We start from the raw sequence: 12,288 nt of genomic DNA on the forward strand, positions 1-12,288 counted from the left end.
CCATGATCTTCGATCCCCCCCTGCAATCCGGGCAGCTGATCTCCCGTTACAAGCGCTTCCTGACCGATGTGCAGCTCGACAACGGCGAGGTGATCACCATCCACTGCGCCAATACCGGCGCCATGACCGGCTGCGCCGAGCCGGGCACCCGGGTCTGGTACTCCACATCAAGCAACCCCAAGCGCAAGCTGCCCCACAGCTGGGAGATCGCCGAGAGCCCGGCCGGGCACTTCATCTGCGTCAACACGGCCCGCGCCAACCAGCTGGCCCGCGAGCTGATCGAGCAGGATGCCCTCGCCCCGCTGCGCGGCTATGCCAGGCTGCGCACCGAGGTGAAATACGGCGAAGAGAACAGTCGCATCGATCTGCTGCTGGAAGATGACCACCGGCCGGCCTGTTATATCGAGGTGAAATCGGTGACCCTGCTCGATGAGCGGGAGCAACCTGGCATGGGCTACTTCCCCGATGCGGTCACCACCCGTGGTGCCAAGCACTTGCGTGAATTAATGGCCATGAAGGCGGCAGGCCACAGAGCCGTGTTGTTATTTATGGTTTTGCACTCCGGAATCGTGAGAATGCGCCCGGCAGCGCATATAGATCCGCACTATAGTCTGCTTATTGAGCAAGCAATTACGGCAGGGGTTGAAATTTTATGCTATCGACCCCATGTTGGGGTGCAGAGCATGGTGGCCCAAGATTTTATCCCGTTTGAATCTTGTCACCTGCTACCCGAGGGCAGCGAATAAATGTTGGAGTGGGTAACATTATTGGTACGGCTTGTTTGCCTCCAAGTTACCCTTCTGCTATAGATGTCGCCCTCAATTTATGGATGGCACGGGTAGCGTGCTGAATTAGGAGACAGGGCATGCCAACAGGCGAAAACAGGAAATCTCTGGGCCCCCTGGCCATTGCGGGTGTGGCGCCTTACCAGGAAAAACCGGGTGAGGAGTACATGAATGACCAACAAAAGGCACATTTTCGCAAGATCCTGGGAGCCTGGCGCAACCAACTGATGCAGGAAGTTGACCGCACCGTTGACCATATGAAGGATGAGGCTGCCAACTTTCCGGATCCCGTGGATCGCGCCGCGCAAGAAGAAGAGTTCGCTCTTGAACTGCGTACCCGCGACCGTGAGCGCAAGCTGATCAAGAAGATCGAGAAAACCTTGCTGCTGCTCGAAGACGATGACTTCGGTTACTGCGAACACTGCGGTATCGAGATCGGTATCCGCCGTCTGGAAGCCAGACCCACCGCCGACCTCTGTGTCGACTGCAAGACCCTGGCTGAAATCAAGGAAAAACAGATGGCCGGTTGATACCGACCTCTGGCATAACAGAAAAAAGGGAGCTCGCGGGCTCCCTTTTTTATTGAGCTTTTGGCCGGGCCGTCCCAGAATGCAGCCTCAATGTCCCGTTTGCCCGAATCCGCATGCCCGTGAATACCATCCCCTCGTCCCAGACCCGCCCTTATATCGGCCGCTTTGCCCCCTCCCCCTCAGGCCCGCTTCACTTCGGCTCCCTGATCGCGGCGCTCGGCAGTTTCCTGCAGGCCAGGGCACGGCAGGGGCGCTGGCTGGTGCGCATCGAAGATATCGATCCGCCGCGGGAGATGGCGGGGGCCGCCCCGCTCATTTTGCAGACCCTGGAGGCCCATGGCCTGCAGTGGGATGGCGAGGTGATGTACCAGAGCCGGCGCCACAGCCACTATGACGAGATCATCGACCAGCTCTACCGGGCCGGCGATCTCTACTGGTGTCGCTGCACCCGGCGCGAAATCATGGCCAGCGGCGGCTTTTACAACGGTCACTGCCGCACCCTTGGGCTGACCGCAGAGGGGTGCGCCGCCCGCCTGCGCCAGCACCACCCGGTGTACGATTTCGAGGATGGGCTGCAGGGCCGCATTGCGGTGCCGGCGGCGCTGGCCGAGGAAGATTTCATCGTGCGCCGGCGCGATGGGCTCTATGCCTACAACCTGGCGGTAGTGGTGGACGACATGGACTGCGGCATCACCGAGATAGTGCGCGGTGCCGATCTGCTGGAGCCGACGGTGCGCCAGATCGCCCTCTACCAGACCCTGGACGCCCCCGTGCCCGCCTGGGTGCATCTGCCGCTGGCGGTGCAGGCCGATGGCAACAAGCTCTCCAAGCAGAATCACGCACCGGCGCTGGCACAGGATGAGGTGCGCCCGGCCCTGTGGCAGGCGCTGCACTTTCTCGGCCAGTGCCCGCCCCCCGAGCTGATGGCGAGCCGGGTGGACGAGATCGTCGACTGGGGCATCGCCCACTGGCAGTTGGCCCGGGTGCCTGCCAGCGAGAAGATCCAGCTGGCTGATTACTGAGCCGCGCAGGCAATTTTGGTTTGATTGAACGTAAATCGCCGCGGTTGGCCGTGATTTTGTCGGGATAATCCGAGTCAAACGAGATCAATTGCCAGCACGGTTTTTCATTTGGTTAAGCGTGAGCGATGGGAATAGACCGCTATTTTTCCCGGCCGCGCCCTCTCAAATGAGATCAATTGCCAGCACGGTTTTTCATTTGGTTAGGCGTGAGCTATGATAGGCCGCTATTTTTTTGGCCTCCCGTCAATTTGAAGTCATAACGAGGTGTACCATTTTTTCCCAGATCGCAAACTTTTGCCGCAAAGTGCTCGGCAAGGAAGACGGCGAGCAGTCGGCGGAGTCCCCCATTCCGGCCCGTGTCGCCGGACAACGTCGTACCTTGAGCCGTGACCAGCACCCGATTTCGCGCAAAGAGATCAGCGAGAATGCACTCAAGGTGCTCTATCGCCTGAACAAGGGCGGCTACGAAGCCTACCTGGTCGGCGGCGGAGTCCGGGATCTGCTGCTCGGGAAGACGCCCAAGGATTTCGACATCGCCACCGATGCGACGCCGGAGCAGATCAAGTCACTGTTCAGCAACTGCCGCCTGATCGGCCGCCGTTTCCGGCTGGCCCACATCGTCTTTGGTCGTGACGTGATCGAAGTGGCCACCTTCCGCGGTCACCACCATCAGGTCAATACCAGCAAACATGTGTCGGCCCAATCCGATGAAGGGATGCTGCTGCGCGACAACGTCTACGGCACCATCGAAGAGGATGCCGAGCGTCGCGACTTTACCGTCAACGCCCTCTACTACAGCGCCAAGGATTTCACCCTGCACGATTTCGAGGGCGGGCTGGAAGACTTGGCCGAGCGCAAGCTGGAGCTCATTGGCGATCCCGAGACCCGCTACCGCGAAGATCCGGTGCGGATGCTGCGCGCCGTGCGCTTCGCCGCCAAGCTGGACATGACCATCAGCCCGCGCACCGCCGCCCCCATCAAGGAACTGGCACCGCTGCTGCAGGATATTCCGGCAGCCCGTCTGTTCGAGGAGACCCTCAAGCTGTTCCTGGCTGGCGATGGCCTGGCCACCTACAAGCTGCTGCGCGAATACGGCCTGTTCCAGCAGCTGTTCCCGCAGGTGGCGGCGCTGTTTACCCCGCACGGCAACTCGCCCTACGAGCAGTTTATCGAGCAGGCATTGATCGATACCGACACCCGGGTCCGGGAAGACAAGCGCGTCACCCCCGCCTTCCTCTACGCCACCCTGCTGTGGGGCTGTGTCGAGGCCCGCGGCCGGGTGCTGGAGAACGAGAGCGGCCTGCCTTGGTATGACGCCTTCATGCTGGCGATCAACGAGGTGCTGGACAACCAGGTGCGGATCATCGCCGTCCCGCGCCGCTTCACCACCGATGTGCGCGACATCTGGGCCCTGCAGCAGCGGCTGACCCGCCGTCAGGGCCGCCACCCCGAGCGGGCCATGGAACATCCCAAGTTCCGCGCGGCGTTTGATTTCCTGTTGCTGCGCAACCGGGTCGAGCGCGGTCTGGGCGAGCTGGCCAGCTGGTGGGAACGCTACGTGGAATCCAATCCGGACGTGCGCCCGCAGCTGCAACGGGAGGCAACCCGCCGCCCGGCCAGCGGTGAGCGCGGTCAGGCCGGTGAGGCGCGCAGCAACGATGGCGAGAAGCGCAGCAGCAACAGCCGCAACCGTCGTCGCCCCCGTCGCCGCAAACCGAAAGCGGCCGAGTGACAACTGACGTGATGACCGAGGTCTTCATCGCCATTGGTTCCAACCTGTCTGACCCGCTCGGTCAGGCTCGTCGCGCCGTCGCCGCTCTGGCAAGGTTGCCGGGATCCGTGCTGGTGCAGGCCTCGTCGTTTTACAGCAGCCGCCCCATGGGCCCTGCTGACCAGCCGGACTACGTCAATGCCGTGGCCCGGCTCAACACCCGGCTGACGCCGCTGGCGCTGCTGGATCAACTACAAAGCATCGAGCTGGAACAAGGACGTGTGCGCAAGGATGAGCGATGGGGGCCAAGAACCCTGGATCTCGATCTGCTGCTGTTTGGCGATCAGATCATCAGGCATGAACGCCTCATCGTTCCCCACTACGGCATGAAGGAGCGGGAGTTCGTGCTGCTGCCCCTGGCCGAGATTGCACCCGCTCTGGTACTGCCTTGCGGCACCCCACTCGCAGAACTGGTTGCCCGCTGCCCGCACAATGATCTTGCCATCATTGCCCCCGGTGCAGACGAACAGGAGCCTCTATGAGCAAGATCACCACCACCAACCTGCTGAAGATGAAGCAGGAAGGCCAACGAATCACCGCCATCACCGCCTATGATGCCACCTTTGCCAAGCTGTTCGACGACGAGGGCGCCCACGTGCTGCTCATCGGCGACTCGCTGGGCATGGTGCTGCAGGGGGGTCAGGATACCCTGGGCGTCAGCATGGATGAGATGGTCTATCACACCCGTTGCGTGGTGCGCGGCACCACCAATGCTCTGGTGGTGACCGACATGCCGTTCATGAGCTATACCACTCCGGAGCAGACCTATCAGAACGCCGCCCGGCTGATGGCGGCCGGTGCCCGCATGGTGAAGATGGAAGGGGGCGACTGGCTGTGCGACTCCATCCGCCACCTGACCCGCAACGGCGTACCGGTGTGCGGCCACCTCGGCCTCACCCCGCAATCCGTGCACGTATTCGGCGGCTTCAAGGTGCAGGGACGCGACGAGTTCCAGGCCCAGGAGATCTACCGTCAGGCCCTCGAACTGCAGGCTGCCGGCATCCAGTTGCTGGTGCTCGAGTGCGTGCCCACTTCGCTGGCCGAGCGCATCAGCAAGGCGCTGCGCATTCCGGTGATCGGCATCGGTGCCGGCCCCGCCACCGATGGCCAGATCCTGGTGATGCACGATGCCTTCGGCATCACCTCCGGCTATGTGCCCAAGTTCACCAAGAACTTCCTGGCCGAGACCGGCGACATGCGTGCCGCCATCCGGCTCTATGTGAAGCAGGTGAGCGAGGGCACCTTCCCGGGCCCGGAACACTGCTTCAACTGATCCGATAGCGTGACGAGAGCGGGGGCCTGCGCCCCCGCTTCGCCCTCTGGTGCTGACTAGCAACTCGTCTCTTGATGATTCATCCCAAGGTGACCTGCCGATGATGCTGCCCGTTGCCACTCCTCTCTTACCCATGCGGGCCCATACCGCCCGCCTCTCTTTGATCTTTTCGAAGGTGAACTGCTGATGTTGGTCGTTAACAATCCCGCCGCTCTGCGTGAACAGATCGGCCAATGGCGCCGTGAAGGGCTCACAATCGCATTCGTGCCCACCATGGGCAACCTGCATCAGGGCCATCTGACCCTGGTGAAAGAGGCGCACCACCACGCCGATAAGGTGGTAACCAGCATCTTCGTCAACCCGATGCAGTTCGACAAGGCCGAGGATCTCGCCAACTACCCGCGCACCCTGGAGCAGGACTGCACCGCGCTGGAAGCGGCCGGGGTGGACATGGTGTTCACGCCGACGCCGGAGATCATGTATCCGCAGGGACTGGCCAGCCACACCTTCGTCGAGGTGCCGGGCCTCTCCGGTCTGCTGGAAGGGGCGCTGCGTCCGGGTCACTTCCGCGGCGTCAGCACCGTGGTCACCAAGCTGTTCAATCTGGTGCAGCCGGATGTGGCCTGCTTCGGCCAGAAGGATTTTCAGCAGCTGGCGCTGATCCGCAAGATGGTGGCCGACATGGCGATGCCCATCCAGATCGTCGGTGTGCCGACCGTGCGGGCAGAGGATGGGCTGGCGCTCTCTTCGCGCAACGGCTACCTGACCGCGGCCGAGCGGGCTCTGGCCCCTGAGCTCGCGCGCACCATGAACTGGATCGCCGAGCAGATTGAAGCGGGTGACCACCACCTGCCCTCCCTGGTGGCCCAGGCCAGCCAGCGCCTCGACAAGGCCGGTTTTCGGACCGACGCCATCGACATCGTCGATGCCGCCACCCTGGAAGCGGCCACCGACGAGAGCGAGCAGCTGGTGATCCTGATGGCGGCGTATCTCGGCAAGGCCCGCCTCATCGACAACCGGGTGGTGACGCTGGCCCGCTCCTGAGCCGCTGCGCCACTGACAACAAAGCCCGCATGTGCGGGCTTTGTTGTTTCTGAGCGCATCCGCCCTACTCGGCGGTGACCGGGTAACCCGCCCCTTTCCAGGCGAAGATGCCGCCCGGCACCCGATAGACCTGCTGATAGCCCTGGGTGACCGCCCAGGCGGCCCCGTTGTGGCTGCGGCCGCACTTGACGAAGCCGCAGTAGAACACCACAGGACGGGTCTTGTCGTCGCCCAGCAGGGCCAGCAGCTGCTCGGGCGTGCCGCTCCCCTCGACGATCTGGCTCCAGTCATCGCCGGACTTGGCCTCCTTCACGAAGGCAAAATTCTTGGCCCCCTGGATGTGCTCCTTCTTGTAGGAGTCCTCGAACGGCATGGTGTCGATGATCACCAGCGCCTCGCCTTTATCCATCCGGGTCTTCAGCTCGGCCACGGTCAACAGCTGATAGCCCCCCTGCTGGGTCTCCTGGGAGAGCTGTACCGCCGCCTGCTCCAGCTTGGTCTCCTGCTCGAACTGGTTGTCGCCACAGCCACCGAGGGCAAAGCTGGCCGCAATCAGCGTGGCCATCAGGGTGCGGGATTGCAATCTCATCATGTCACTGCTCCTTTGGAACGGTAAAAACGGGGCGGGAGTGGCGCAGCAAGGCGCCCGCAAGCGTCAACAGCAGCAGATCCCGCAAGAGGGCCTGTGGCAGCGAGCTGAGATCCGCCCTGCCAAGACAGCCGCAAGAGATGTCGAGCCCGATGGCGATGCCATAGCCCAACACCGGAATAAACAGGGCGAGCAGCCCGATCACCAGCCAGAGTCCCCAGCGCTGGTTGGCGATCACCGCGAGCACGGCGCAGAGCTCCAGCCCGACAAGCCCCCAGACGGCAAGGGGAATGAACGGCGACCAGAGCAGGCCGAAGGCGCCGATCTGCTCGGCAAACAGCTCCGTCGCCGCCAGCTTGAACCCGGCGGAGGCGACGAAGAATCCTCCCAGCGCCAACCTGGCCAGCACCCGAAGATAAACGGCCACGGGATAGCTCTTTATCATCCATGCCCCCCACTGCCAACTCCCCGACCAGGCCTCACCATGCCCTAGCCGGCGGCCGGATAACGGGCCAGTTCGCAATACTCACCGTCTTCGTCACAACGAAAGACGGCGGCGGTTTCGCCGCGTTGGCACCACTGCTGCCACTCCTCGGGGGGGCAGTGCAGACGGATGGCGAGGCCGCAGCCGGCACTGAGCCGGCGCGGTACGTCGCAGACCCGAAAGGCGTGGGGCTGCTGCTCCAGCCGCTTGCGCAGCCTGACCGTGCCGAGGGTGGAGTGGAACAGGTAGAGGAACTCTGCGTTCATGATTTGCCTCCCGAGCGGGCACGCGCACCGAACAGGGCCGCCCCCAGCGCACCGGCAAACTGGGCGTCCGGGTGGGTGGCCACGTCGCAGCCCAATCCTTGCGCCAGATAGTGGCGGAAGGTGGCGCAGTGGCTGACGCCGCCAGTGAAGAGCACTGTGGGTCTGGCACCAAGGCGGCCGATGAAGTTGGCGCTGCGCCGGGCCATGGCGCGGACGATGCCGGCCAGGATCGACTCGGCCGGAATGCCCGCCGAGCGCAGGCTGATCGCCTCCGACTCGGCAAACACGGTGCACATGCTGCTGATGTCGTGGGGATCGGCTCCTTCCAGCAGCTCGTCGAGCTGTTCGACACGCGCCCCCAGGGTGCGGGTGATCACCTCGAGAAAACGGCCGGTACCGGCGGCGCACTTGTCGTTCATCAGAAAGTCGGTGAGGTTGCCCTCGCCATCGAGCTGGATCACCTTGCTGTCCTGGCCGCCGATGTCGATGACGGTGTGTACCGACGGGCAGAGCAGGCGCGCCCCCAGCCCGTGGCAGGAGATCTCGGTGACCCGGCGATCGGCGAACGACGCCAGATCGCGGCCATAGCCGGTCAGGGTCAGGTGGGGGCGCTCTGGCAAATCGGCCGAGAGCTCCTCCCAGCCTTGCTCGATGGCGGCCAGCGGACGAAAGGGGGTCGGCACCAGAAAACGGCGGACGATGCGCCCGCCATCCCGGCTGTCGAACAGGATCCCCTTGGTCGCGGTGGAGCCCGAGTCAATCCCGATGGAGAGTGACACGACGCCTCCTTATAGCATCTCTATAAAGGCGGCCAGCCGGGTGGCCAGCTGTCCCTTGTCGGCACTGGAGTAGTCGGTCTCCACCGCCATGTAGGGGATGCCGTGGCGATCGCGCACGTGGCGCTTGATGGCGAGCGACTCCACCGCATAGGTGTGACAGGCCTGCAGGATCACGTCGATCACCCCGTCCGCCTGATACTCCTCCACCATCTGGCTCAGCAGATTCATGCGCTGGTGGTTGGGGGAGATGCAGGAGCAGCCGATGGCCAGATACTTGTCAGTCAGGGCATCGAACAGGTCGCCCTCCTCGCTGACGCACTGCTCGGTCGCCTTGGCGCCGGTGCAGTTCTCGTAACCCACGACCCAGCCACCATGCTCCTCGATGAGACGCACCACCTTGTCAGCGGCGCCACCGATGGGGCAGCCGGTGATGAGGATGCGCGGGCGGGCATCGAGCCGTTTGCCGTCGGCATAGTCGGCCTTGATGCGGCGGGTCATCTCCTGCAGCTCGCTGATGAGCTGCTCCTTGTCGAAGCGGAAGGTGGCGCCATAGACCACCTTGAGGATGTCGGTGCCGCTCAGGGCCGGCGGATTGAGCTGGCCCAGCCGGTAGAAGTCGGCCAGCGCGCGACGCTCGCGGTTCTTCAGCTCGATGGCGTCGCGCAGCGCCTGCTCGCTGATGGGCTTGCCGAACTGCTGCTCCAGCAGCTCCTTGAAGCGGACGATTTCGCTGCGCCACAGGGTGCGGGAGGCCTCGTCATCGGCGCGGTTGGGCAGCTGCATCACGTGCACCGGTTTGAACTCGGCCATGTACTCGTACATCTTCTTCTTGCCGTCGCAGGTGGTTTCTCCCACCACCAGATCGGAGAAGTAGAAGTAGGGGCACTTGTCGGTCTTGCCGAAACCGTAGCTGCTTTTGATCAGCGGGCAGAGGTTGCGGGGCAGGTCTTTCTCGGCCTCCTCGATGGTCTCGTCGCTGGTGGAGCAGAGCGATACCACCACGGCGCCGGCGGCCATCGCCACCTCTTGCGGCATGAAGGTGCAGTAGGTGCCGACCAGGGGGATCTGTCGCTCCTTGAGTGCCATCACGGCCAGAAAGCCCTGACGGCGGGCATCTGAAAAACTGTCAAAAATGGCTGGCAACTCGGTGATCAGTGACATAGGCGATCCTGCCCTGGTGAGAAAAAGAAGAGACGGAGGGCCTCCATAGGGCAGACCTTCCAACCGCGGAAATTATACCTTTGGGGGTAATCTGAAAATTGCGGTGGATCACAAGGCGCCGGATAAAACCTTGATAAGAGGGTGGTTATTGACCCTGTTCGAGAAGGGGCCAGCGCAGGAGAGGGAAAAGAGGCGACAAAGAAACGGGCACCCCAGGGTGCCCGTTGCATTGCATCAGTGGCGCAGCCCGGTGCCGCGGGAGATGAGCCACCAGGCCAGACCGTAGAGGGCCACGATGAAGCCGATGATGATGAGATAGGCGGTGCCGAGCGGCACGTCGGAGATCCCGAGGAAGCCGTAACGGAACGCGTTCACCATGTAGATGATCGGGTTCACCTGGGAGACCCCCTGCCAGAAAGGCGGCAACAGGCTGATGGAGTAGAACACCCCGCCCAGGTAGGTGAGCGGCGTCAGCACGAAGGTGGGGATGATGCTGATGTCGTCGAAGGTCTTGGCAAACACCGCGTTGATGAGGCCGCCCAACGAGAAGAGGATGGCGGTCAGCAGCACGGTGAAGCAGACACTGAACAGGTGGTGGATCTGCAGCGGCACGAAGAACAGCGACACCAGGGTGACGATCAGGCCGACGCAGAGGCCGCGCGCCACGCCACCGCCCACGTAACCGGCGATGATGACATAGTTGGGTACCGGCGCCACCAGCAGCTCCTCCACGTTGCGCTGGAACTTGGCGCTGAAGAAGGAGGAGGCGACGTTGGAGTAGGAGTTGGTGATCACCGACATCATGATGAGGCCGGGCACGATGAACTCCATGTAGCTGAAGCCCCCCATGTCACCGATGCGGCCGCCGATGAGGTTGCCGAAGATGACGAAGTAGAGGCTCATGGTGATGGCGGGCGGCACCAGGGTCTGGATCCAGATCCGGGTGAAGCGGCTGATCTCCTTGGCCAGAATGCTCTTGAAGGCGATGTAGTAAGTGGTCAGGTTCATGCTTTTCTCCCCTCCTCGACCAGGGTGACGAACAGCTCTTCCAGCCGGTTGGCCTTGTTGCGCATGCTCAATACCTGCACCCGCTGGCTCGACAGCTGCTCGAACAGGCTGTTGAGGGACTGGCTCTTGTCCAGATCCACCTCCAGGGTGCGCTCGTCCTGCATGCGGCCGTTGAACTCGGGCACGTTCGGCACGGCGGAGCCCGGCGCCAGATCCAGCATGAAGGTCTCGCGGCCCAGCTTGCCCAGCAGATTCTTCATGCTGGTGTTCTCGATCAGGCGGCCCTTGTCGATGATGCCGATGTTGCGGCACAGCATCTCGGCCTCTTCCAGATAGTGGGTGGTGAGGATGATGGTGACGCCCTGCTCGTTGAGATCCTTGAGGAAACTCCACATGGAACGGCGGATCTCGATGTCCACCCCGGCGGTCGGTTCGTCGAGGATCAACAGCCTGGGTTCGTGCATCAGGGCGCGGGCGATCATCAGCCGGCGCTTCATGCCACCGGAGAGAGTGCGGGCCGGCATGTCGCGCTTGTCCCACAGGTCGAGCTGACGCAGATACTTCTCGGCACGGATCTTGGCCTCGGCCCGCGGCACGCCATAGAAGCCGGCCTGATGGGTGACTATCTGGATCACCTTCTCGAACTGGCTGAAGTTGAACTCCTGCGGCACCAGCCCGAGCTGGGCCTTGGCCTCTTCCAGGTGAGTGTCGATGTCGTAGCCGAACACCTTCACCTTGCCGGCGCTCTTGTTCACCAGCGAGCTGATGATGCCGATGGTGGTGGACTTGCCCGCCCCGTTGGGGCCGAGCAGCGCAAAGAAATCCCCCTGCTTGACGGTGAGATCGATGCCTTTAAGGGCTTCGACGCCCCCCTGATAGGTCTTTTTCAGGCCGCTGATTTCCAGTGCGTTCATTGCAACCCCTGTGATGGCGCATCCCATCTCGAGACAGAAAAGGCGGCCAAGGCCGCCTGCAGACAGAAAATGGCGCTCTGCCACCTCGCCCGTGATATTCCTGAACCTTGCTTACTCTTGCGGTACTACCTTGCCGATGAACTTCAGATTGCGGTACTTCTGGGCATAGTCGATGCCGCAGCCCACCACGAATTCATCGGGAATGGAGAAACCGATCCAGTCTACCGGCACCTGCACTTCGCGGCGGGACGGCTTGTCCAGCAGGGTGCAGATGGCCAGGGATTTCGGCTCGCGCAGAGAGAGGATCTCGCGCACCTTGTTGAGGGTGTAGCCGGTATCGATGATGTCTTCGACGATCACCACGTCCTTCCCTTTGATGTCGTCATCCAGATCTTTGAGGATGCGCACGTCACGGGTGCTGTGCATGCCGGAGCCATAGCTGGAGGCGGTCATAAAATCCAGGGTGATGGGCAGCTGGGTCTGGCGGCAGAGGTCGGCCAAGAAGATGCAGGAACCACGCAGCAGGCCGATCATGACCACTTCGTCAGAGCCCTGATAACGGGCGGTGATCTCTTCACCCAATTTGGCGATCCGGGCGGCGACTTCAGCCTCGGAGATCATCACCTCGACAGTGTGTTTCATCACTTACTCCATAATGGCCA

At 62.5% G+C, this 12,288-nt stretch carries 15 protein-coding genes; 7 read left to right on the forward strand and 8 right to left on the reverse strand.

Features of this window, described 5'->3' with window-relative positions:
- Positions 1 to 2: 2 nt before the first annotated feature.
- The 7 genes from sfsA to panC all read left to right on the forward strand — a co-directional run bounded on the left by sfsA (position 3) and on the right by panC (position 6,425).
- Positions 3 to 746, forward strand: coding sequence for a DNA/RNA nuclease SfsA (sfsA, locus tag R2E40_RS18535; protein WP_077096945.1), 744 nt, complete (start codon positions 3 to 5; stop codon positions 744 to 746).
- Positions 747 to 865: 119 nt separating this feature from the next.
- A complete protein-coding gene (gene dksA, locus R2E40_RS18540; RefSeq protein ID WP_005304459.1) occupies positions 866 to 1,315 on the forward strand; it encodes an RNA polymerase-binding protein DksA in 450 nt (149 codons plus the stop codon).
- 113 nt (positions 1,316 to 1,428) lie between these two features.
- Complete coding sequence (gene gluQRS, locus R2E40_RS18545; protein WP_318164095.1) at positions 1,429 to 2,337, forward strand: tRNA glutamyl-Q(34) synthetase GluQRS; 909 nt, start codon at positions 1,429 to 1,431, stop codon at positions 2,335 to 2,337.
- Positions 2,338 to 2,569: 232 nt separating this feature from the next.
- Entirely contained in the window at positions 2,570 to 4,069 is a 1,500-nt protein-coding gene (gene pcnB, locus R2E40_RS18550) for a polynucleotide adenylyltransferase PcnB (RefSeq protein ID WP_017411017.1), read from the forward strand.
- Positions 4,070 to 4,080: 11 nt separating this feature from the next.
- Positions 4,081 to 4,590, forward strand: a complete 510-nt coding sequence (gene folK, locus R2E40_RS18555; RefSeq protein ID WP_011707280.1) for a 2-amino-4-hydroxy-6-hydroxymethyldihydropteridine diphosphokinase — start codon at positions 4,081 to 4,083, stop codon at positions 4,588 to 4,590.
- Positions 4,587 to 5,381 (forward strand): 3-methyl-2-oxobutanoate hydroxymethyltransferase, encoded by a 795-nt coding sequence (gene panB / locus R2E40_RS18560; protein ID WP_318164096.1) that lies wholly within the window; start codon positions 4,587 to 4,589, stop codon positions 5,379 to 5,381. Before folK ends, panB begins: the two co-directional genes overlap by 4 nt.
- 186 nt (positions 5,382 to 5,567) lie before the next feature.
- Positions 5,568 to 6,425, forward strand: coding sequence for a pantoate--beta-alanine ligase (panC, locus tag R2E40_RS18565; protein ID WP_318164097.1), 858 nt, complete (start codon positions 5,568 to 5,570; stop codon positions 6,423 to 6,425).
- Positions 6,426 to 6,489: 64 nt separating this feature from the next.
- Here the strand turns inward: panC and R2E40_RS18570 are convergent, their stop codons facing one another.
- From R2E40_RS18570 to hpt, 8 genes are all read right to left on the reverse strand, one after another.
- Entirely contained in the window at positions 6,490 to 7,017 is a 528-nt protein-coding gene (locus tag R2E40_RS18570; RefSeq protein ID WP_017411020.1) for a rhodanese-like domain-containing protein, read from the reverse strand.
- 1 nt (position 7,018) lies between these two features.
- Entirely contained in the window at positions 7,019 to 7,459 is a 441-nt protein-coding gene (locus R2E40_RS18575) for a MauE/DoxX family redox-associated membrane protein (RefSeq protein WP_318164098.1), read from the reverse strand.
- Positions 7,460 to 7,503: 44 nt separating this feature from the next.
- Positions 7,504 to 7,764 carry a DUF3343 domain-containing protein gene (locus tag R2E40_RS18580; RefSeq protein WP_045789056.1) on the reverse strand — a complete coding sequence of 87 codons (261 nt, stop codon included), beginning with the start codon at positions 7,762 to 7,764 and terminating at the stop codon, positions 7,504 to 7,506.
- Positions 7,761 to 8,543, reverse strand: coding sequence for an acyl-CoA dehydratase activase (locus R2E40_RS18585; RefSeq protein ID WP_318164099.1), 783 nt, complete (start codon positions 8,541 to 8,543; stop codon positions 7,761 to 7,763). The genes R2E40_RS18580 and R2E40_RS18585 overlap by 4 nt, the downstream gene beginning before the upstream one ends.
- Before the next feature lie 9 nt (positions 8,544 to 8,552).
- Complete coding sequence (locus tag R2E40_RS18590) at positions 8,553 to 9,704, reverse strand: double-cubane-cluster-containing anaerobic reductase (RefSeq protein WP_318164100.1); 1,152 nt, start codon at positions 9,702 to 9,704, stop codon at positions 8,553 to 8,555.
- 234 nt (positions 9,705 to 9,938) lie between these two features.
- Positions 9,939 to 10,712 (reverse strand): ABC transporter permease, encoded by a 774-nt coding sequence (locus tag R2E40_RS18595; RefSeq protein ID WP_005304632.1) that lies wholly within the window; start codon positions 10,710 to 10,712, stop codon positions 9,939 to 9,941.
- Entirely contained in the window at positions 10,709 to 11,626 is a 918-nt protein-coding gene (locus R2E40_RS18600) for an ABC transporter ATP-binding protein (protein ID WP_318164101.1), read from the reverse strand. Before R2E40_RS18600 ends, R2E40_RS18595 begins: the two co-directional genes overlap by 4 nt.
- Positions 11,627 to 11,737: 111 nt before the next feature.
- Positions 11,738 to 12,268 carry a hypoxanthine phosphoribosyltransferase gene (hpt, locus tag R2E40_RS18605; protein ID WP_011707288.1) on the reverse strand — a complete coding sequence of 177 codons (531 nt, stop codon included), beginning with the start codon at positions 12,266 to 12,268 and terminating at the stop codon, positions 11,738 to 11,740.
- Between the last annotated feature and the right edge of the window lie 20 nt (positions 12,269 to 12,288).

Origin of the sequence: Aeromonas sp. CD (assembly GCF_033349375.1) — a bacterium.
In the GTDB taxonomy this organism is placed as follows: Bacteria; Pseudomonadota; Gammaproteobacteria; order Enterobacterales; family Aeromonadaceae; genus Aeromonas; species Aeromonas hydrophila.